Genomic DNA, 21,588 nt, shown 5'->3' on the forward strand with positions numbered 1-21,588 from the left:
CCTGGACGAAGCCGCGGTGCTGCAGACCGAGTACGAGCGGGTGTGCGCCCGCATCCGCCGCCTCAACCAGGCACTGGCCCGGGCGGCGGCGCGTCCTGCGAGACCGGGAGTGCCCGTCCCAGGCGGGCGAGCGGGGACAAGGCCATCAGCACTGGGGAGAGCATCATGCCTGCGGCCGTCACGAGGAGGCTGGTGCGCAACCCCCACTCCATCGCGAGAAACCCACCGAGCAGGGAGCCGAGCGGGGCCATCCCCATGCCGACAAACGTGATCGTCGCGGCCGCGCGGCCCTGCATCCCGTCCGGAGTGACGGCCTGCCGCACCGCCATGACCGTGACATTCACCAACTGGCCAGCGGTCCCGAACACGAAGTTGATCGCCAGGAGCGCGGAAACCGTCACCGCCGAGGAGCCGTGCAGCGCAGGCACACACAGGAACACACCGTCGCCGAGTGCCGCCGCGGACACGAGCACCGCGCCGTAACCGAACCGGCTCGGCAGGCGAGCGGCCAGCACCGAGCCCAGCAGCGCGCCCGGCCCCATCGCCGCAAGCGCCAGCCCGACGGCGGTGCCCGACAAGTGCAGTTCCCGCGGCAGGAAGAGCAGATAGACGGTCATCATGGCCGCCAAGGAGAACTGGAAGGCGGCCGAGGCGAGGCACACGGTCCGCAGCGAGGTATCGCTGACGACAAAGCGGAGGCCCTCATGGATACGCCGCCAGACCCGAGGGGGACGTTCCGAGCGTTCCGGGATCGATTCGGTCCGACGGATCCGCCGGATCGACAGGAACGACAGCGCGAAAAACAGCGCGCTGGAGGCGGCAGCGATCGGCGCCGACAGCAATGACACCAACGCACCGCCGAGGGCGGGCCCGCCGATCTGCGCCGCGGACCGGCTGCCCTCGAGCGCGCTGTTGCCCTGCAGCAACTGATCGCGTCTCACCAGTCGTACGAGAGACGCCTGATAGGCCACGTCGAAGAACACGGACAGCGCCCCGACGGCGAAGGCGACCACGAGCAGTGGGGGCAGACCGAGCCAACCGAGGAGACCGGCCACGGCGGCGGCGCCCAGTATCAGGGTTCGGCCGGCGTCCGTCACCACCATCACCGTGCGGGTCCGCCACCGGTCCACCCACGCGCCGACGAAGAGCGAGAGCAACAGGAGCGGCGCCTGCCCCACCGCGCGCAGGACGCCCAACTCGCCGGCGCCGGCGTTGAGCGTCAGGACGGCGAAGAGCGGGAGAACGATCAGAGTGGTGTGTTCGCCGAGTTGGGAGGCCGTCTGACCCACCCAGAGTCTGCGGAAGTCGCGATCCCGCCACAGACTTGGCGGAACAGGTCGACTGGAATCGGATACAGCGGAGGAAGCGGACGGCACGAAGATCCCTTGGATTGCCGACGACGAGGCCCATCACCCGGCGCACACCAGGTGCGCCTGCGATTCAGGCAGGGGAAGGCTCGCTGTGCCGCAACATCAAGGGCAGCACGCGATGACAGGCCGATCACGGCCTACAACGTCAACGCGCGCTCGGACGACTGGGCATGTCTCGGCTCCTGGTGGGTCACTCGCTGCACCCGAACACTAGCCCTCGGCGACCCGGCGCGAAAGGCGATTAACGCCCGCGGCGGACAGCCAGGCCCCAGTTCCGGCCTGCCGTCGCACCTCCGATCCGGGACTCTGCATAGCCCGGATCAAGAGCATCCGCTCACGGTGCTCCCGGCAGATCGTGCCGTACAAATCGACCTTCGAGGCTCCCCCACGGAACCTGTCGGCGACGCTCACGATCAGCAGACTCATGCAGCAGATCGCGAGCACGAGCAGACGACAACGGTGGCTGAGCTCGGGCATACGTTCCACCGTACAACTAAGTCGATAGTGCGCCTAACTAATGAATTGCGGGCTTTTGAGCGTCTACGGAGTACGCGACAATAGGGGAATGCCCGCGCCCACAAACCCCGTGCAGATCCCTGTGCAGCGTCTCACACGGAGCCCTCTGCAGATCGGTCCGCACCCCGTCCGGCCGCCCGTCGTCCTGGCCCCCATGGCCGGGATCACGAACGCGCCCTTCCGCACCCTGTGCCGGGAGTTCAGCGGGGGCAAGGGCCTCTTCGTGAGCGAGATGATCACCACCCGGGCGCTGGTCGAACGCAACGAGAAGACCATGCAGCTGATCCACTTCGACGCGACCGAGACGCCGCGCTCGATCCAGCTGTACGGCGTGGACCCGGCGACCGTCGGCAAGGCCGTCCGCATGATCGCGGAGGAGGACCTCGCCGACCACATCGACCTCAACTTCGGCTGCCCGGTCCCGAAGGTCACGCGGAAAGGCGGCGGCTCCGCCCTGCCCTACAAGCGGAACCTGCTGCGCGCGATCCTGCGGGAGGCCGTGAGCGGGGCGGGCGACCTCCCGGTCACCATGAAGATGCGCAAGGGCATCGACGACGACCACATCACCTACCTCGACGCCGGGCGCATCGCCGTCGAGGAGGGCGTGACCGCGATCGCGCTCCACGGGCGGACGGCCGCGCAGCACTACGGCGGTACGGCCGACTGGGACGCCATCGCCCGGCTGAAGGAGCACGTGCCCGAGATTCCGGTGCTCGGCAACGGCGACATCTGGTCCGCCGAGGACGCGGTACGGATGGTGCGGGAGACCGGGTGTGACGGGGTCGTGGTCGGGCGTGGGTGCCTGGGGCGGCCGTGGCTGTTCGCGGATCTGGTGGCGGCCTTCGAGGGGCGGGGCCAGGCCCGTGCCGGAGGCACTGATGGATGCAGCGCCCGCCCGACGCTCCGCGAGGTCGCCGAGGTGATGGTCCGTCACGCTACCCTGCTCGGCGAGTGGATCGGCGACAACTCCCGTGGCGTCATCGACTTCCGCAAGCACGTGGCCTGGTACCTCAAGGGCTTCGCCGTCGGCTCCGAGATGCGCAAGCGGCTGGCGATCACGTCGTCCCTCGACGAACTCCGTTCCGGGCTCGGCGAGTTGGACCTCGACCAGCCCTGGCCGACCGGCGCCGACGGGCCGCGTGGCCGTACCTCCGGCAATAACCGGGTCGTCCTGCCGGACGGTTGGCTCAAGGACCCGTACGACTGCGCGGGCGTGAGCGAGGACGCGGAGCTGGACACCTCCGGGGGCTGAGCCGGGCGCATCGGGGGGCTGGTTTCCGCGGGCGCGTCGCGGCGCGCGGCCTGCGTGCGCCAGCGCCCTTTCCTCTCATTTCTTTGCATCGGCCGCTCTTCGGCTGTTTTACCGCCACCTGGACTGTTGGCCCGAAAGGTCGGGTAGCGCCGGTCCATGGACTGGACGCCTTCGTACGTCGGCCCCTGCGTGCCGTACGTCTCCTACGCCCTGACCGTCCTCGACCGCCTGGTGCCGGCCGGCACGCGCTGCGCGCTCATCGACGCACCCCTGCACTCGGGCGTCGGCGACAGCGCGATCTGGCTCGGCCAGCGGGCACTGCTCCACGCGCTGGGGGCCGAGGTGCGCTACGCGTGCGACCGGATGTCGTACGACGCCGGGCAGCTGGCCGCCTGTGTGCCGGACGGGCCGATCCTGCTGACGGGCGGGGGCACCCTCGGCGATGTGTGGGAGGCCGGCCAGCTCCTGCGCGAACAAGTCATCCGCGACTTCCCCGACAGCCGGGTCGTCCAACTGCCCCAGTCCATCCACTTCATCGAGCACGCCAACCTGACCCGCGCCCGCCGGGTCTTCGACGCCCACCCCGACCTCACGCTGCTGCTGCGCGACCTGCACAGCCTGCGCCGCGCCCGTACGGTCTTCGAGGCACCCGCGCTGCTCGCCCCCGACCTGGCGTTCGCGCTCCCGCTGGCCGTCCTGGCGTGCGCCGACGGTGACGCCTCGCACGACGTCGTCTGGCTGGCGAGGCAGGACAAGGAGTCGGCCCGACGCGCCGGACGACTCCCGGACGGCGCACACGTCTTCGACTGGACCCGCGAGCCCAGGGGCGACGGGGCCTGGCGGCAGGCGAAGGAGGCCCTGTGGCGCAGCCGGGCACGCGCCCTGTGCCGGGCCCGCTCCGGCGACCCGGCCGGCGCCATGCCCGCCCTCCTCGACGCCTACGACGGCCTCGCCCTCCTCCAACTCCGGCGTGGCTGCCGGTTGTTGCGGGCAGGGCGGGTGGCCGTGACCGACCGCCTCCACGGCCATGTGCTCAGCCTGCTCCTCGGCTTACCGCACGTCCTCATCGCCGACCGGTACGGCAAGGCGCGGCACTACTGGGAGACGTGGACGGCGCGCAGGGCTCCAACCACTCCGGACGCGGCGGCGATGTGGGCATGGTCGGAAGGAGAGGCGAGGGAAGCAGCGGTCCGGCTGCTGGCTGAGCTGAGGTGAGCGCGCCCCAGGGGCGCGGGGCTGTGACATTTTGCGGCTCCGCCGCGTGGGCGCGACCAGCCACAAACCGGCCCGCAGTCTCCCAACGACCCTTATCGGCACCCACGAACAGAGCCCTCAGGCCCCACCCACCGCCGTCAACAACGCCAACGGCGCCGCCGCCGACCTCGATTCCCTCACGCACGCATGCGGATACGGCACAGGCTCCGCATAAGCCCCCCGCCCGTACCCGGCGAGTACCTCGGGCAACCGATGCCCCGTGGCCGCCGCCGCGTCGACCAGCGCATGGGCGACCGTACGAGCCTCGTCATGCAACCCGTACCGCGCCAGCCCCAACGTGATCAGCGCATTGTCGTGCGGCCAGACCGACCCCCGGTGATACGACAGCGGATGGTACGCCGCCTGCCCGGAGGCGAGCGTCCGCACGCCCCAGCCGGAGAAGAAGTCGGACTCCAGCAACCGCCGCCCCACCAGTTCCCCGTACTCCTTGTCCAGCAACCCGGACCACAACAGATGCCCCGCGTCCGAGGCGAGAGCGTCGACGTGGTTGCCCTCGCCGTCCAACGCCAGTGCGGGGAAGGCGCGTTCGGCCATCCAGAAGTCCCGCTGGAACCGGTCGCGCAGGTCACCGGCCGCCTGCTCCAGCAGCGCAGCGTACGTCTCGTCCTCCCACACCGTCCGCGCCAGCCACGCCGTGCGGCGCAGCGCGTCATATGCGTATCCCTGCGCGCCCGCCGCCATCACCGGCCCGCCGGGTCGGCTGCCGTCGGCGGAGCAGATGGCGCCGGGGGAGTCCTTCCAGTTCTGGTTGGCGAGGCCGCCCTGGTCGGCGCGGTAGACGAGGTAGCCGCGGGAGGTGAGGCCGCCGTGGTCGAGCATCCAGCCGATGGCGGCGCGGGCGTTGGGCTCCAGGCGGCGGGCCAGCGCCAGGTCGCCGGTCTGGTCGACGTACGCGCCGAGCAGCACGAGGAACAGCGGGGTCGCGTCCACGGAACCGTAGTAGCGCCCGTACGGCACCTGCCCGAAGTGCGCCAGCTCTCCGTGCCGTACCTCGTGCACGATCTTGCCGGGCTGGGCCACGGCGTCCACGCCGACCTCGGTCGCCTGGGTCGCGGCGAGCGCGGGCAGGGTGGCGGCGGCGAGGCCGGGGCGGTAGGGGAGGGCGAAGAGGGAGGTCAGCAGGGCGTCACGGCCCAACAGGGTGAGGAACCAGGGGACTCCGGCGGCCGGGACGCGAAGTTCCCGCCCGTCGGGGCCCGTTGCGGGGACCTGGAGCGCGGCGAGGTCGGCGAGGCCGCGCGAGCAGGCCGCCGCGAGCTCCGGCCAGCCGGTGGGGAAGGGCACACCCTGGGCGAACTCGCCTTCCAGGGCGAGGAGTTGCTCGTTGGCGGCGGTGGGGGAGCGCGGTACGCGCACAGCGCGACGCTCACCGTGCGGGCGGGCGATGACCCGCAGTATCAGCTCCGCCGAGCCGTGCGGTTCGAGGTCCAGGGCCCAGACGAGGCGGCGCGCGCCGGTGCCCGTCTCCTCGACGGCGTCGGGGGCGGGCTCGGAGCGGACGGTGGTGCAGGACTTCCACTCGCCGCGCCGGTAGGTGAACTCCACGCCGTCGTCGAGGACTTGGCGGCGGCGTACGGCGCCGGTCTTGGCGTACGTACGGTGGTCGGAGCGCAGCTCGAACTGGTCGGTGAAGTCCGCGTCGGCGGTGACCGCGATGCGGACCGTGGTCGGCACCGGGCGGTTGCTGGTGACGCGCAGCGACTCCACGAACGCGCCGTCGGTGACGGCCTGTTCGCGGAAGAACGTGTACGCGGCCGGTTCCTGGCGGCCGCCGCGCGGCACGAGCACACACCGCGCGGTGTCGCCGCCGGCCACCGGCGTGAGCGTCTCGGGCACGGCCCCGTCGACCGTGAGCTGCCAACGGCTGAGGTGGCGGGCGTCCCGTACGAATAACCCGTCCGGCGCACCACCGCCCCGTACTCCGCTGATGTCCCCGCCGTCGCCCACGGCGGCGAACGTCCCGCCGCGCACGAGCAGATGATGCCGGTCCGTCATCGCCGGTCCCCTCCCGTGTCCTGCGTGTCCTGCGTGTCCTTCATGTCGAACGTGAACGCGAACGTGCCGATCACCGCGCCGGGCAGGCCGATTTCCCCGGCCTTGTGGTCTCCGTGATCCCCATGGCTCGCGTGATCCCCGTGATCCCTGCGATCTCCGCGATCCCTGTGGTCCCTCTGTTCCCCCTGGCCCCCGTGCCCCGTGTCCTGGTGCAGCAGGTCGAGCGTCAGCGCGGCGGTCCAGCTGAACCCGAGCGCTCCGCAGGCCTCACCGGTGTACGGGTCCACGTACTCGGCGAACCCGGACGCCCCCGCCGTGTCCAGCACCGCGGCCCGCAACGTGTCCGCCCGCGCCCGCTCCCCGTGCAGCCGCAGCCCCCGCTCCAGCAGCCAGTTCGTATTGAACCAGGCCGGCCCACGCCAGTACCGGTGCCGGTCGAAGGCCTCCCCGGTGAGGTCGTAGCTCGGGACGAGGCGTGTCGTGCCGCCGAGCCCGAAGTGCGGGCCGGACATGGTCCGCACGAGGGTGGCGGTGACCTCGCGGGGGAGGGTGGGCAGGAGCAGCGGGACGAGCCCGGAGACGCTGCGCTCGGGGATGAGCGTGTCGGTCACCGCGTCCCGGCAGAAGAACATCCCTTCCGCCGGGTCCCACAGCCGCTCCACCAGCGCCGCCGTCAGCCGCTCCGCGCGCGCGTGCCGGGCCGTCCCCGTCGCGCCCAGCTCCTTCGCGATCCGGGCCAGCGCGTGCTCGGAGGCGATCAGCAGGGCGTTGAAGGCGGGGTCCTCGACGGCGAACCGGCCCCTGCCGTCGGCGTACCCCTCTTCCCGGTATCCGTCGGCGTACCCTCCGTCCCGGTGCCCGTCCGCATACCCCCCGTCCCGGTACTCCGTCGCCAGCCGCACATACCGCCCGTAGTCCAGATCCGTGGGCCGGTCCTCCGCCGCCCCGTGGCCGAGGTCGGCGCGGCGGAAGGAGCGGGCCGGGGCCGGGGTGATGCGGGAGAGCGGGGCGTCCCAGCACGGGGAGTTGTCCATGCCCTGCTCCCAGGGGTGGACCACCGAGGCGAGGCCACCACCGCCCAGGTCGCGGCGGTGCAGCAGATAGCGGTGCCAGGCGGCGAGGCGCGGGTAGACCCGGGGCAGGAAGCCGCGCGCCCGGGACAGGCCCGGGTCGGCCCGGTGGACGAGCCACGCGGCCAGCGCGTGCACCGGTGGCTGCACGATGCCCGAGGTCTGCACGGTGCGCGGGGCGCCCGCAGCGCGCCCCGCGGTCGAGGAGCGCCAGAAGTCGGGGCTCGGGAAGTACGCGTCGAGGGGCACGGAGGGGTTGAAGACGATGTGCGGGATCCGGCCGTCGCCCCACTGGGCGGCGAGCAGCGTCTCCAGCTCCGTCTGGGCCCGGAGCGGCGACAGATGCCGCAGCCCGATCGCGATGAATGCCGAGTCCCACGACCACTGGTGCGGATACAGTCCGCGCGAGGGCACCGTCGAGGCACCCGTCCAGTTGCCCTCCAGCACCCCGGCCGCCCGGGAGTGGAGAGAACCCGCCACCGCGGCCGGATCGTATACGGCAGGTACCTGCGAGACGCGCGTTCCGGAATGCCCGGCCCCGCCCGGACCGTTCCCCCGGCCTCCCGGACCGTGCCCCCGGCCTCCCGGACCGTTCCCCCGGCCTCCCGGACCGTGCCCGATCTCACCGGTGCCGACCGCGGGTGGTGAGGTCGGGGTGAACGCGGGGCCGGAAGTGCCTGCGCTTCCCGTGTGACGAGTGGTGAGCTGGGTTGTGCGGTCCACGCTGGGCTCCCCGATGACGTCGGGCCGACCGGTTCGGCAGTGGCTACCGTAGGGTTACGTCTATTTAACACGCAAAACTCAATATGTAATGCAGAGTTGGTGAACGCAAGGGGGTGCGCATGAGTGGAAGGGCCGTGAAGGTGGGCAGTCACGCCGGAGCCGGAGATCTGCTGGACCTGGTCCGCAGCGGCCGGGCCACCACACGCGGCGCGCTCCAGCAGGCCACGGGCCTGTCCCGGGCCACGGTCGGCCAGCGCCTCGACCGACTCTTCCGCGCCGGGTGGCTCCGCGAGGGCGCGGGCGGCCCGGTCGATTCACCCCTGGGCGGCCGTCCCTCGATCACTCTGGAGTTCGACGACGCCCACGCCGTCGTCCTCGCCGCCGACCTCGACACCCGCCACGCCCGCGCCGCCGTCCTCTCCCTCACCGGCGAGATCCAGGCCGAGCACACGGGCACCCTGGTCATCGAGGAGGGCCCCGATGCCGTACTGGGCGAACTGGGCCGGTGGTTCGCCGACCTGCTGGTGAAGGCGGGCCGGCCGGCGGACGCGGTCTGCGGCATCGGCCTCGCCGTCCCCGGCCCCGTCGACACCGACACCGGCCGCGTCGTCCAGCCGCCGATCATGCCCGGCTGGGACGGCTACGACATAACAGGCCGCCTGTCCCGCGCCGTCACCGAGCACGCGGGCGGCCCCGCCGACCTCCCGGTCCTCGTCGACAACGACGCCAACCTCATGGCGTACGGCGAACAGCGCACCGCCTACCGCGACTGCTCGGCCTTCTGTCTGGTCAAGGTCTCCACCGGCATCGGCGCGGGCATGGTCGTCGACGGCTCGGTCTTCCGCGGCATCGACGGCGGCGCCGGCGACATCGGCCACATCCGGGTCCCCGAGGGCGCGGACGCGCTGTGCAAGTGCGGTTCGTACGGCTGTCTGGCCGCCGTGGCGAGCGGGGGCGCCGTCGCGCGGAAGCTGGCCGAGGCCGGGGTCCGGGCCGCCTCGGGCTCGGATGTGCGCGATCTGCTGACCTCCGGGCACCCGGAGGCGATGGCGCTCGCGCGCGAGGCGGGCCGTCGTGTCGGGGACGTCCTGGCGACGGTCGTGACCCTCCTCAACCCGGGCGTTCTGATGATCGCCGGGGATTTGGCCGGAACTCCCTTCCTCACGGGCGTCCGCGAACTCCTGTACCAGCGCGCGCTGCCCCGTTCCACCGCCCGCCTCGACGTGGTGACCTCCCGGCTGGGGGAGCGCGCGGGGCTCGTCGGCGCGGGTGCGTTGGTCGTCGAGTACTTGTACGCGCCGGAGCGGGTCGAGGAGCGCTTGGCGGCGCTGGGGGTGTGACGGTCGTGTTTCCGTCTGTATCGCCGTCCGCATGGTGAAATCCCGCCGCGCCTCAAGGCGTGATTCTCGCCACCTCTGATCAGGGGTGCGCTCAGATGAGCGAATCTTGGATGGTTCCGGTTCTTCAAGGTGTGACACTGAGTGCCATCCTTTGATCGTTCATCGACTGAACTCAGACGTAGAGATTGCCGCTCACGTGAGCAATCCAATCGGGCTCACTTCACTCACCTCTTCAAGAAGTGAACACATCCCTCGCCGACTCCTTGCCAAGCCTTGACTTTCGATCTGCTGGCGGACGGGTGGTTACAGGCACGTGACGCGCAAGTGGACGTACCCAGGAGCCTTCGATCTGGGTATGTTCCTCGCCGTCAGGGCAGCCACCGCGTCCTCGAGGAGTTGGGACCCGTGTCGGAAAACAAAAAGTTCGTTTACGACTTCACCGAGGGCAACAGGGACCTCAAGGACCTGCTCGGCGGCAAAGGTGCGAACCTCGCCGAGATGACCAATCTGGGTCTTCCCGTCCCTCCTGGCTTCACGATCACCACCGAGGCCTGCAAGGTCTACCTCGACAGCGGTGAGGAGCCCGCGGCACTGCGTGACGAGGTGAGCGCGCACCTCGAAGCCCTCGAAACGACGATGGGGAAGAAGCTCGGGCAGGCCGATAACCCCCTCCTCGTATCGGTGCGTTCCGGGGCGAAGTTCTCTATGCCGGGCATGATGGACACCGTCCTGAACATCGGCCTCTCCGACAAGTCCGTCCAGGGCCTCGCCAAGCAGGCCGGCGACGACCGCTTCGCGTGGGACTCGTACCGCCGCCTCATCCAGATGTTCGGCAAGACGGTCCTCGGCGTCGACGGCGACCTCTTCGAGGACGCGCTGGAGGCGGCGAAGACGGCCAAGAAGGTCGTCGTCGACACCGAGCTGGAGGCCGCGGACCTCAAGAAGCTGGTCACCAAGTTCAAGAAGATCGTCAAGGCCGAGGCCGGCCGCGACTTCCCGCAGGACCCGCGCGAGCAGATGGACCTCGCCATCAAGGCGGTCTTCGACTCGTGGAACGGCGACCGGGCGAAGCTGTACCGCCGCCAGGAGCGCATCCCGCACGACCTGGGTACGGCGGTGAACGTCTGCTCCATGGTCTTCGGCAACCTCGGCCCGGACTCGGGCACGGGCGTCGCCTTCACCCGCGACCCCGCCTCCGGCCACCAGGGCGTGTACGGCGACTACCTGCAGAACGCCCAGGGCGAGGACGTGGTGGCGGGCATCCGCAACACGGTGCCGCTCGCCGAGCTGGAGACGATCGACAAGAAGTCGTACGACCAGCTGATGCAGATCATGGAGACCCTGGAGAACCACTACAAGGATCTCTGCGACATTGAGTTCACCATCGAGCGCGGCCAGCTGTGGATGCTCCAGACGCGCGTCGGCAAGCGCACGGCGGGCGCGGCCTTCCGTATCGCCACGCAGCTCGTCGACCAGGGTCTGATCGACGAGGCGGAGGCCCTCCAGCGCGTGACGGGCGCCCAGCTCGCGCAGCTCATGTTCCCCCGCTTCGACGACGAGTACGCCGGCGGCGGGAAGGGGGTCGACCAGGTCGGCCGGGGCATCGCGGCCTCGCCGGGCGCGGCGGTCGGCAAGGCGGTCTTCGACTCGTACACGGCGGTGAAGTGGTCCCGTTCGGGCGAGAAGGTCATCCTGGTCCGCCGGGAGACGAACCCCGACGACCTGGACGGCATGATCGCGGCCGAGGGCATCCTGACGTCGCGCGGCGGCAAGACCTCGCACGCGGCCGTGGTCGCCCGGGGCATGGGCAAGACCTGCGTATGCGGTGCGGAAGAGCTTGAGGTCGACACCAAGCGCCGCCGGATGACGGTCCCGGGCGGACACGTCGTCGAGGAAGGCGACCTGATCTCCATCGACGGTTCGAGCGGCAAGGTGTACCTGGGCGAGGTACCGGTCGTCCCGTCCCCGGTCGTCGAGTACTTCGAAGGCCGGATGCACGCGGGCGCGGACGACGCCGATGAGCTGGTCGAGGCCGTCCACCGCATCATGGCCTTCGCGGACCGCAAGCGCCGCCTGCGGGTACGGGCGAACGCGGACAACGCCGAGGACGCCCTGCGCGCCCGCCGCTTCGGCGCCCAGGGCATCGGGCTCTGCCGTACGGAGCACATGTTCCTCGGCGACCGGCGTGAGCTGGTGGAACGCCTGATCCTCGCGGACACGGACGCGGTGCGCGAGGAGTCGCTGAAGGAGCTTCTCCCGCTCCAGAAGCAGGACTTCGTCGAGCTCTTCGAGGCCATGGACGGCCTCCCGGTCACGATCCGGCTCCTGGACCCGCCGCTGCACGAATTCCTCCCCGACATCACGGAGCTGTCGGTGCGGGTGGCCCTGGCGGAGTCCCGCAAGGACCCGCACGAGAACGACCTGCGCCTGCTCCAGGCCGTCCACCGCCTGCACGAGCAGAACCCGATGCTGGGGCTGAGGGGTGTGCGGCTGGGACTGGTGATCCCGGGGCTCTTCACCATGCAGGTACGGGCCATCGCGGAAGCGGCGGCCGAGCGCAAGGCGGCGAAGGGCGACCCACGCGCCGAGATCATGATCCCGCTCGTCGGCACCGTCCAGGAACTGGAGATCGTCCGCGAGGAGGCCGACCAGGTCATCGCGGAGGTCCAGGCGGCGACGGGTACGGAACTGAAGCTTGCCATCGGCACGATGATCGAGCTGCCGCGGGCCGCGCTGACCGCCGGTCAGATCGCGGAGGCGGCGGAGTTCTTCTCCTTCGGCACGAACGACCTGACCCAGACGGTGTGGGGCTTCAGCCGGGACGACGTGGAGGCCTCGTTCTTCACCGCGTACCTGGAGAAGGGCATCTTCGGCGTCTCCCCCTTCGAGACCATCGACAAGGACGGCGTGGGTTCGCTGGTCAAGTCGGCGGCGAAGGCGGGCCGCGAGACCCGGCCCGACCTGAAGCTCGGCGTCTGCGGCGAGCACGGCGGCGACCCCGAGTCCGTCCACTTCTTCCACGAGGTGGGGCTCGACTACGTCTCCTGCTCGCCCTTCCGGATTCCGGTGGCCCGGCTGGAGGCGGGGCGCGCGGCTTCCCAGTCCACGGGCAGCGACCACCGGTAGCCGACGGCCCTGAACCCCCGGAACCGCCGTCGGTCGCCCTGACCCTCACCGACGCGGCGGCGGTTCCGGTGCGCAAAAGAAGGGGGCGGCACCCGTGCGGGGGTGCCGCCCCCTGAGACTCACTGGATGGGGGAGTCCGGCGGGGGAAGCCGGATGGTGCGGTCACGGTCGACGGAATCGACGCCGTCGACGGCCTCCAGAGCTGGTATCCGGTCCTCCGCGACGGTGCCGGAGAGAGTGCCGAGGATCGGCTGCTCGCTCCTGACCGTCAGTCCGGCCCGCCGCAAGGCCTCGACGACTTCCGCGAACCGGTCGGGGTCGACTGCGAGGATGACCCCGACCGGTGCGGACTGGGGGGACTCGCTCACGGGGCCTGGAGGAGGCCCGAGCCGACGTCTCCGGCGGGCTGTACCAGCGGGAACGCACTGCCCTTCAGCATGGCCGCGAGCTGGACCCCGGAAGCGCTGGGGTTCGCCTGGGCGAGCAGCGCGACGACACCCGCGGCGTGCGGGGTGGCCATGCTGGTGCCGCTCAGGACCTGGTACCCGCCACCAGGGGTGGCCGATCGCACGTCCCTGCCGGGCGCGGCGATGTTGATCTCGCCGCCCTGGCCGTTGATCCCTCCGTTGGAGAAGTACGAAGGACTGAGTGCCTTGTCGAGCGCGGCCACCGCGAGGATGGAGGGGCAGTTGGCGGGCCGGCTGACGGGCACGATGGCGCCCGGCCGGAGGCTGTCGTTGCCTGCGGCGGCGACGATCACCGTCCCGAGCTTGAGCGCGCGCAGGGCCAGGTGCTCGTACGTCTGCGGGAAGAGCTCACCCGGACGGACCCGGGCGCCGAGCGACATGGAGATCACCTTCGCGCCCTGGGAGACGGCCCAGGCCATACCCGCCAGGATCTGGCCGTCGGTGCCGGAGCCCGCGTTGCTGAGCACCTTCGCCGCGAGGATCTGCGCCTCGGGTGCCACGCCGTAGCGGGGTCCCTGCTTGGGGTTGGCCGGACCGGCGGCGGTGCCGATGCAGTGTGTGCCGTGGCCGTTGCCGTCCTCGACGGTCTCGTTGGGCACGAAGGAGGCCGTCGCCGCGATGCGTCCGGCCAGGTCCGGATGGTTCGGGTCCACGCCGGTGTCGAGGACGGCGACCTTCACACCCCTTCCGGTCTGGTGGGCCAGGTTGGCCTTGATCGCCTGAAGACCCCAGGTCCAGTTCTTCTCTTCCCAGGCCGGGCCCTGGGCGAGCGCCATCTCGGCCTCGGTGTGGCGGCTGACCACTTCCTCGTCACTGCGGAAGGCCGGGAAGAACTCGGTCGGCGCTTGGTGCGGAGCGGTGATCGGCATGGCGTAGACCATGCGCTCCGGCTCGGCGGCGATGATCGAGTTCTCCGTCTCGGCCGTGGTCACCAGCGCGTGGCGCTGCTCGGGCCGGACCTCGACGACGGCGGCGGCGAGGTCCTCGAAGAGCACCGAGACATCGGAGCGCTCAAGGAGTTCGGAGATGTTCGCGGTCTCTGTTCCTCGGACACGTTCGACAGACGCGATACCGGCGTTGGAACGCAGTGCGTTCAGTCCGCTTTCCTGGTCACTCGGGTCGAGCAGGACCACGTACCGACCGGTGTACTCCGAACTCTGGCCCGTGAGGGGGCCAGTGGGCCGATCGGGCTGCTCGCCGAAGGCGCGCCTGTCCATGGGTCCGTTCGCCATTGAATTTCCCGCTTTCTGTGTGCTTCCCCCCGATCGTGGACACATGCCGAATCACGAAGTGTCAACGCCAAGGAATAGGGGCGTGGCTCAGTCGCGCATCGACGCGTCATGCCGCCGTGCAGGCAAGGCTGACCCCTGCCAGACCGTCGGCACCGCCCCCTCGATCACCGTCGCACCGGGCACGGAGGCCCGCAACACGACGCCGCCGCCACACGGGTGCGGTCTCGCCGGAACGGGACGCGCGGCGGAGGCGCCGCCCTTTCGGGGTGTCCCCGTGTGCGGGTCAGTCGGCGCTGCGGCGTCTGCGTGCCGCGATCAGTACGCCGCCCCCGGCGAGGAGGACGGCGGCGCCGCCGCCCGCGAGGTACGGGGTGGCGTCGCTGCCTCCGGTTTCGGCCAGGTCGGTGCCCTGCTGCTCTCCGGATGCGTCGGCCTCGCCGCTGCCGCTGGTCTCGTCGTCGGCGGGGACGAAGTCCGAGGGCGGCTGGTCGCAGCCGATGCCGTCGCCGTCGCGGTCCAGGTGCTTGCCGTAGTGCTCGTCGCCCTCGGGGATGTTGGAGTATCCGTTCTCGTACGCCTCGGTGCAGTTCTCGAACGGGTGGTTGCCGTCATGGGCTTGGGCGGCGGACGGCAGGGCGGCCAGCGACAGCGCGGCTATGGCTACTGCGACAGCACCGGACTTGCGGAACGAGTTCATGGAGAGCCCCCAGGGGTTCGTGTGGATATCCGTACGCTTGATCACGAACTGGCGATCGGCCGGATTTGAGGTGATGAACGTATTGGGGGGCTGCTGATGCGGAGGCGGAATGGCGGACCCGTGATGCGAACGTGACGTGACCGGAAGGTAGCTATCCGCTCATGAGGTTGTGTTCTGTAAACCCCGTCTGCCGCATCCTGGGGTCCGCCCCTCACCGACTAACCTGAAGAAGCTTCCGAGTACGTCGACAGGGAGCCGACAGGCCGACAGGGAGTCGAGAGGGAACCGTCATGACCGGCTGGACCGCGCACGACATCCCCGACCAGAGCGGCCGCACGGCGATCGTCACCGGTGCCAACAGCGGCCTCGGTTACGCCACCGCCCGCGAACTCGCCCGCCGTGGCGCCCGGGTGATCCTCGCCTGCCGCAGTGCGGAGCGGGGCGGGGCGGCCCGGGACCGGATGGCTGCCGAAGTGCCGGAGGCCGACGTCGAGTTGGCGGTGGTCGACCTCGGGGACCTGGACTCCGTACGGAAGTTCGCGGCAGCCTACGAGCGGGAGAGCGACCGGCTCGACCTGCTGATCAACAACGCCGGTGTCATGGCCGTGGCCAAGGGGCGCACGGCCGAAGGGTTCGAGACGCAGTTCGGGATCAATCACCTCGGGCACTATGCGCTCACCGGGCTGCTGCTGCCCGCGCTGCTCGCCACGCCGGGGGCGCGGGTCGTCACGGTGTCCAGCGGTATGCACATGATGGCCAACATCGACCTCAACGACCTCAACAGCGAGCGGCGGTACGGTCGTTGGACGGCGTATGCCCGGTCCAAGACGGCCAACCTGCTCTTCACGCACGAGCTGGCCCGGCGCCTCGCCACAGCCGGCGCGGACGTCGTCGCGGCCGCCGCGCACCCCGGGTACGCCGCGACGAACCTCCAGACCGCCGCGGCCAGGCGGGAAGGCCGCAAGGGCACCGAGCTGTTCATGCGGATCGGCAACCGCTTCTTCGCGCAACCCGCCCGGACCGGCGCCCTCCCCACGCTGTACGCCGCCACCGAGCCCGGCGTCCGGCCCGACTCCTTCATCGGGCCGGCGTTCCTGATGTGGCGCAGCACGCCCACCGAGACCCGGGGGCGGGCCCCGTGGACCCTCAACGACCGGGCGGGCGAGCTTCTTTGGCAAGCCTCGGAGCGGCTCACCGGGGTGACGTACGACGCACTGAGGGTGTAACGGCCGTAAGCCGTAAGTCAGGTGACGCCCGACCTCAGCTCGCCCGAACCTCGTACGTCCCCACCCGCACCGCCTCGTCGTCCAGGCACTGCCCGCTCTCCAGGTCGAACCGCTGCTTCAGCAGAGGTGAGGCGACGAACGGGCGCCCCTGGTGGGTGCCGGTCAGGCCGCGGGAGAGGACGGCCGCGCCGCTGAACGGGTCGCGGTTGTCGATGGCGTACAGCTTGCCCGCGCGGTCCAGGAAGACGGCGACCTGGTGGCCGTCGGGGAGCAGGGCGGCCACGCCCCGGCCGGGCAGCAGCGCCGACAGGTCGCAGATCGTCAACCAGTCTCCGTCGAGGCGCAGTTGGACATTGACGTCGGTTTTCTCGGGGGCCAGGGTCATCGCTGGGCGCTTCCTTCCAGGACTTCTTCGGCGGGCCGCATGCCGATGGACAGCAGGGGCAGGTCCGGCTTGATCTGGTCCCGCTCGGGGACGAAGCCGACGACCGGGTCGGGGGTGTCGGGCGCGTTCACGAAGGACACGAACCGGGCGAGCTTCTCGGGGTCGTTGATGGTCTCGGCCCACTCGTCGCGGTAGCCCGCGACGTGGGCCGTCATCAGGGCCTCCAGCTCCTCGCAGATGCCGAGGGAGTCCTCCACCACCACGTCCCGGATGTGGTCCAGGCCGCCCGGGATCCGCTCCAGCCAGGTCGACGTGCGCTCCAGGCGGTCCGCGGTGCGGATGTAGAACATCAGGAACCGGTCGATCAGGCGGATCAGCTCGGCGTCGGAGAGGTCCTGGGCGAGCAGGTCCGCGTGGCGCGGGGTGGCGCCGCCGTTGCCGCCGACGTACAGGTTCCAGCCGTTCGAGGTGGCGATCACGCCGAAGTCCTTCGACTGGGCCTCCGCGCACTCACGGGCACAGCCCGACACGGCCGACTTCAGCTTGTGCGGGGAGCGCAGCCCCCGGTAGCGCAGCTCCAGGTCGATCGCCATGCGGACCGAGTCCTGGACGCCGTAGCGGCACCAGGTCTGGCCCACGCAGGACTTCACCGTGCGCAGCGCCTTGCCGTACGCGTGCCCGGACTCGAAGCCCGCGTCCACCAGCCTCGCCCAGATCAGGGGGAGTTGTTCGACCCGCGCGCCGAACATGTCGATGCGCTGGCCGCCGGTGATCTTGGTGTAGAGGCCGAAGTCCCGCGCCACCTCGCCGATCACGATCAGCTTCTCGGGCGTGATCTCGCCGCCGGGGATGCGCGGCACGATCGAGTACGAGCCGTTCTTCTGGAGGTTGGCGAGGAAGTGGTCGTTGGTGTCCTGGAGGGCTGCCTGCTCGCCCTGAAGGACATAGCCGTCGGCGCCGATGGTGGGCGCGAGGGAGGCGATGATCGAGCCGACCGTCGGCTTGCAGATCTCGCAGCCGTCGCCGCCGCGGGCGCCCTCGCGGCCGTAGCGGTCCAGGAGCTGCTGGTACGAGTTGATGCGCAGGGCGAGGACGATCTCGTACAGCTCCTCGCGGGTCTGCGAGAAGCAGCCGCACAGGCCCTTGTCGACCTCGACGCCGCCGGCCTCCAGCTCGGCCGTGACCAGCTGGCCGAGGACCTTGACGCAACTCCCGCAGCCCGTACCGGCCTTGGTGCACTTCTTCACCTCGGGCACGGTCGTGCAGGAGTGCTCCGTCACCGCCCCGCGGATCGCGCCCTTGGTGACGTTGTGGCAGGAGCAGATGACCGCCTCGTCGGGCAGCGCGGACGGGCCGAGCTGCGCGGGGGCCCCGGCGCCGGCCGGCAGCACCAGCGCCTCGGGCGCGATGGGAGGTACGGAACCGGTGAGCGCACGCAGCGTGCCGTACGCGTCCGCGTCGCCGATCAGGATGCCGCCGAGCAGCGTGCCGTCCCGGCCGATGACCAGCTTCTTGTACAGGCCCGCGCGGGAGTCGGAGTAGACGACGTCGAGGCAGTCCTCGGCGGCACCGTGCGCGTCGCCGAAGGACGCCACGTCCACGCCGAGCAGCTTCAGTTTGGTGGACAGGTCGGCGCCGGTGAAGGAGGCCTCGTCGGCGGCGATCGTGGCGGCCACGGTCTCCGCCTGCTCGTAGCCGGGCGCCACCAGCCCGTACACCCGGCCGTCCGCCGCCAGCGCGCACTCGCCGATCGCGAACACGTGCGGGTCGGCGACGGTACGGCACTGCTCGTCCACCGTGATGCCGCCGCGCTCGCCGACCGTCAGTCCGCAGTCGCGGGCCAGCTGGTCGCGGGGGCGGACACCGGCGCTGAACACCACCATGTCGGTGGCGAGTTCGGAGCCGTCGGACAGCTTCATGCCGGAGACGGAACCGTCCTTGGCGACCACGATCTCCTGCGTGCCCGTACCGGTGTGGACGGTCAGGCCCATGTCCTCGATCGTGCGGAGCAGCGCGGCGCCACCGCCGTCGTCGACCTGGACCGGCATCAGGCGCGGCGCGAACTCGACGATGTGGGTGGTCAGTCCGAGGCCCTTGAGCGCGCCCGCCGCCTCCAGCCCGAGCAGACCGCCGCCGACCACGGCGCCGGTCGTCGCCCTCGACTTCGCGTACTCCTCGATCGCGAGCAGATCCTCGATCGTGCGGTAGACGAAGCAGCCCTCGGCGTCCTTGTTGGGGACGGGCGGCACGAAGGGGTAGGAGCCGGTGGCGAGGACGAGGGTGCCGTACTCGACGACCAGGCCTGAGCGGGCAGTCACCTTGCGGGCGTCGCGGTCGATCGTCTCCGCCGGGTCGCCGACGTACAGCTCGATGCCGTGCTTCTCGATGAACTCCATGTCGGTCATGGAGAGTTCGTCCGGGGTCTTGCCCGAGAAGTACGAGGTGAGCTGGACACGGTCGTACGCCGGGCGCGGCTCCTCGCACAGCACGACCACGCGGTGCGTGGCGGTCAGGCCGCGCTCGGCGAGCGCTTCGAGGAAGCGCTGGCCGACCATGCCATGGCCGACGAGCACGATCGTGGGGCGGGGCCGGTCCCCAACAAGTGCGGTCGCGGACATCAGGAGCCTCCATCGTTGGTGAGCAGGTGGAGCAGTGGAGCGCCGTCCGACGGGAGCGGCTCTGCTCCCTCCCAGGCGCGGGCGAGCGCGCCGACGGTGCCGAGTTCGCCGACGAGCACCCCGCCGACCAGCCGGTCGTCACGGACGACGACCTTGCGGTACGTGCCGCGGGTGGCGTCGGCGAGCTGGATGACGTCATCGCCCGGACGGGGTTCGGGCTCGCCGAACGCGGCGAGGTCGAGAGGGCCGAAGGGGCCCTCCTGCCCGGTGGGCCCGGTGGGCCCGGTGAGGGTGAGCCGGGTGAGTGTGCGGGTGCCGGTGTAGCGCGAGTTCGGGTCACCCGCCAGCGATTCGGCCAGTGCGTCGGCCTGTTCGAGCGCGGGTGTGGCGAGGCCGTACACGACCCCCTCGTGCTGCGCGCAGTCCCCGATCGCCCGGATGTGCGGGTCGGAGGTGCACAGCTCGTCGTCGACGATGACGCCTTTGTGCACGGCGAGCCCCGCCTCCTGGGCGAGCCCCACACGCGGGTGCACCCCGCAGGCGAGGACGACGAGGTCGGCGTCGAGCGCGTACCCGTCGGCCATCTCGACCGACCGGACCGCCCCGCCGACGCAGCGCACACCCCGTACCCGCGACTCGGTGTGCACCTCCACCCCGAGGTCGGTCAGATGGCGTCGTACCAACTTCGATGCGGCTGGGTCGAGTTGATGCTCCATCAGCCGCTCGCCCTGCTGGGCGAGGACGACTTGTGCACCGCGTACGGCGAGCGCGCGGGCGGCGGAGACACCGAGGAGTCCGCCGCCGATGACGACCGCCCGTGACCCCGTCCGTACGGCCTTGGAGAGCCCGAGGCAGTCGTCCATCGTGCGGAACGCGTGCACGCCCTCGGGGAGTTCGTGCCGCTCGGGGTCCCACAGTCCGCGCAGCGGCGGCAGTACGGGGTTGGAGCCGGTCGCGAGGACGAGCGTGTCGTATGCGATCACGGGACCGTCGTCGGCGCAGTGGACCTCCCGCGCCTGCCGGTCGATGTGGGTGACCCGGGCCCGGACCAGCCCCGCCGGCGCCGGGAGCGAGATCACCTCGGGCGCGTACCGCCCGGCGAGGACCTCGGCGAGCAGCACACGGTTGTACGGGGCGTGCTCCTCGTCGCCCACAAGTGTGGCGGGCACACCGAGCTCACCGAGCCGCCGGGCGAGACGTACGCCCGCGAGTCCGGCGCCGATCACCACCACACGCGTATTCGAGGTCATGCATCGCAGCGTGCGGTGCCGGTGTTACCCGGCCGCATCACGTCTGTTTCCCACGGGGAACGCTGCCCTCAGCACCGCTGCCGGGCGGGTGTGAGGGGTTTTCCGGCCTGCCCGGGGCCCGTGTGAGATGAGGCGAAGGCGCAGGTCGAGCCCCTTGGCAGGCTCCGGACCCTCAGTAGACCCTCAAATCCATGGACGGCACACCTATCCCGTCCGTAGGGTCGCGATCATGCCCGACATATCGCTGACCATGGTCGTCCTGCTCTGCCTCGCCGCCCTCGCGGCCGGCTGGATCGACGCCGTGGTGGGCGGTGGCGGGCTCCTCCTGCTCCCCACCCTGCTGCTCGGCCTGCCGAACAACGCGTCGGCCGCGCAGTACGCCCTCGGCACCAACAAGGCGGTCGCGATCGTCGGCACCACGGGGGCGGCGGTGACGTTCGCTCGCAAGACGCCCGTGGACGTCGGGATCGCCGTACGGATCGGCCTGGCGGCGCTCGCCGGATCGACGGCGGGCGCCTTCGTGGCCGCCGGGATGAGCACGGACGTACTGAAGCCGGTGGTCATGGTGGTGCTCGTCGCCGTCGGCGCCTTCGTGATCCTCCGCCCCGCCTTCGGCACGGCGCCCGCCGCCGGCCCGGTCTCCGCGCGCCGCGTCCTCGCCGCGATCGGCCTCGCGGGCGTCGGCATCGGCTTCTACGACGGCCTCGTCGGCCCCGGCACGGGCACCTTCCTCGTCCTCGCGCTGACCGCCGTCCTCCACCTCGACCTGGTCACCGCCTCCGCCACCGCCAAGATCGTCAACTGCTGCACCAACGCGGGCGCCCTCGCCACCTTCGCCTGGAAGGGCACGGTGTACTGGCAGCTCGCCGCGCTGATGGCCGTCTTCAACCTGGTGGGCGGCACGGTGGGGGCGCGCACGGCGCTGAAGAAGGGGAGCGGTTTCGTGCGGGTGGTCCTGCTGACGGTGGTGTTCACGCTGGTGGCCAAGATGGCGTACGAGCAGTGGGTGGCGTGACCGTCTGAGAGCGGTGGGGACGACGTACGCC

At 70.8% G+C, this 21,588-nt stretch carries 16 protein-coding genes; 6 read left to right on the forward strand and 10 right to left on the reverse strand.

The genetic code is table 11. The annotated features are described in order from the left end of the window. Window positions 1-62: 62 nt before the first annotated feature. Together ACWD3C_RS01865 and ACWD3C_RS01870 are read right to left on the reverse strand one after the other, a co-directional pair. A complete protein-coding gene (locus ACWD3C_RS01865) occupies window positions 63-1,376 on the reverse strand; it encodes an MFS transporter (protein WP_451138987.1) in 1,314 nt (437 codons plus the stop codon). 204 nt (window positions 1,377-1,580) lie between these two features. Beyond that, window positions 1,581-1,847, reverse strand: coding sequence for a hypothetical protein (locus tag ACWD3C_RS01870; protein WP_451139232.1), 267 nt, complete (start codon window positions 1,845-1,847; stop codon window positions 1,581-1,583). Between the two features lie 88 nt (window positions 1,848-1,935). On the opposite strand from ACWD3C_RS01870, the gene dusB reads away from it, so the two are divergent. Further along, window positions 1,936-3,138: a tRNA dihydrouridine synthase DusB gene (gene dusB / locus ACWD3C_RS01875; RefSeq protein ID WP_451138989.1), complete on the forward strand. Its 1,203-nt coding sequence runs from the start codon at window positions 1,936-1,938 to the stop codon at window positions 3,136-3,138. Window positions 3,139-3,294: 156 nt separating this feature from the next. Further along, window positions 3,295-4,353, forward strand: a complete 1,059-nt coding sequence (locus ACWD3C_RS01880) for a polysaccharide pyruvyl transferase family protein (protein WP_451138991.1) — start codon at window positions 3,295-3,297, stop codon at window positions 4,351-4,353. 117 nt (window positions 4,354-4,470) lie between these two features. Here the strand turns inward: ACWD3C_RS01880 and ACWD3C_RS01885 are convergent, their stop codons facing one another. Beyond that, the gene (locus ACWD3C_RS01885) at window positions 4,471-6,408 is read right to left on the reverse strand and encodes an amylo-alpha-1,6-glucosidase (protein WP_451138993.1); all 1,938 of its coding nucleotides are present in this window, start codon (window positions 6,406-6,408) and stop codon (window positions 4,471-4,473) included. Continuing rightward, window positions 6,405-7,958, reverse strand: a complete 1,554-nt coding sequence (locus tag ACWD3C_RS01890; protein ID WP_451138995.1) for an MGH1-like glycoside hydrolase domain-containing protein — start codon at window positions 7,956-7,958, stop codon at window positions 6,405-6,407. The genes ACWD3C_RS01885 and ACWD3C_RS01890 overlap by 4 nt, the downstream gene beginning before the upstream one ends. 362 nt (window positions 7,959-8,320) lie before the next feature. Here ACWD3C_RS01890 and ACWD3C_RS01895 point away from each other — a divergent pair, with 362 nt between their 5' ends. Both ACWD3C_RS01895 and ppdK read left to right on the forward strand, forming a co-directional pair. Beyond that, window positions 8,321-9,541: an ROK family protein gene (locus tag ACWD3C_RS01895; RefSeq protein WP_451138997.1), complete on the forward strand. Its 1,221-nt coding sequence runs from the start codon at window positions 8,321-8,323 to the stop codon at window positions 9,539-9,541. 396 nt (window positions 9,542-9,937) lie between these two features. Further along, entirely contained in the window at window positions 9,938-12,667 is a 2,730-nt protein-coding gene (gene ppdK, locus ACWD3C_RS01900; RefSeq protein ID WP_451138999.1) for a pyruvate, phosphate dikinase, read from the forward strand. Between the two features lie 119 nt (window positions 12,668-12,786). Here ppdK and ACWD3C_RS01905 read toward each other — a convergent pair whose 3' ends face one another. From ACWD3C_RS01905 to ACWD3C_RS01915, 3 genes are all read right to left on the reverse strand, one after another. Further along, window positions 12,787-13,035 (reverse strand): hypothetical protein, encoded by a 249-nt coding sequence (locus ACWD3C_RS01905; RefSeq protein WP_451139001.1) that lies wholly within the window; start codon window positions 13,033-13,035, stop codon window positions 12,787-12,789. Continuing rightward, window positions 13,032-14,366: a S8 family peptidase gene (locus tag ACWD3C_RS01910; protein WP_451139003.1), complete on the reverse strand. Its 1,335-nt coding sequence runs from the start codon at window positions 14,364-14,366 to the stop codon at window positions 13,032-13,034. Before ACWD3C_RS01910 ends, ACWD3C_RS01905 begins: the two co-directional genes overlap by 4 nt. A 283-nt stretch (window positions 14,367-14,649) precedes the next feature. Continuing rightward, a complete protein-coding gene (locus tag ACWD3C_RS01915) occupies window positions 14,650-15,063 on the reverse strand; it encodes an LAETG motif-containing sortase-dependent surface protein (protein WP_451139220.1) in 414 nt (137 codons plus the stop codon). Between the two features lie 290 nt (window positions 15,064-15,353). On the opposite strand from ACWD3C_RS01915, the gene ACWD3C_RS01920 reads away from it, so the two are divergent. Then, window positions 15,354-16,289, forward strand: a complete 936-nt coding sequence (locus ACWD3C_RS01920; protein ID WP_451139005.1) for an oxidoreductase — start codon at window positions 15,354-15,356, stop codon at window positions 16,287-16,289. A 34-nt stretch (window positions 16,290-16,323) separates the two neighbouring features. Here ACWD3C_RS01920 and nirD read toward each other — a convergent pair whose 3' ends face one another. The 3 genes from nirD to ACWD3C_RS01935 are packed head-to-tail and all read right to left on the reverse strand — an operon-like array spanning window position 16,324 to window position 20,542. Continuing rightward, window positions 16,324-16,674 (reverse strand): nitrite reductase small subunit NirD, encoded by a 351-nt coding sequence (gene nirD / locus ACWD3C_RS01925; RefSeq protein WP_451139007.1) that lies wholly within the window; start codon window positions 16,672-16,674, stop codon window positions 16,324-16,326. Beyond that, window positions 16,671-19,292 (reverse strand): nitrite reductase large subunit NirB, encoded by a 2,622-nt coding sequence (nirB, locus tag ACWD3C_RS01930; protein WP_451139009.1) that lies wholly within the window; start codon window positions 19,290-19,292, stop codon window positions 16,671-16,673. Before nirB ends, nirD begins: the two co-directional genes overlap by 4 nt. Next, window positions 19,292-20,542, reverse strand: a complete 1,251-nt coding sequence (locus tag ACWD3C_RS01935; protein WP_451139011.1) for an NAD(P)/FAD-dependent oxidoreductase — start codon at window positions 20,540-20,542, stop codon at window positions 19,292-19,294. The genes nirB and ACWD3C_RS01935 overlap by 1 nt, the downstream gene beginning before the upstream one ends. Before the next feature lie 229 nt (window positions 20,543-20,771). Here ACWD3C_RS01935 and ACWD3C_RS01940 point away from each other — a divergent pair, with 229 nt between their 5' ends. After that, on the forward strand, window positions 20,772-21,557 hold the full coding sequence (locus ACWD3C_RS01940) for a sulfite exporter TauE/SafE family protein (protein ID WP_451139013.1): 786 nt from the start codon (window positions 20,772-20,774) through the stop codon (window positions 21,555-21,557). The last annotated feature ends 31 nt before the right edge of the window (window positions 21,558-21,588 follow it).

The organism is Streptomyces sp. NPDC002845, from assembly GCF_053591955.1.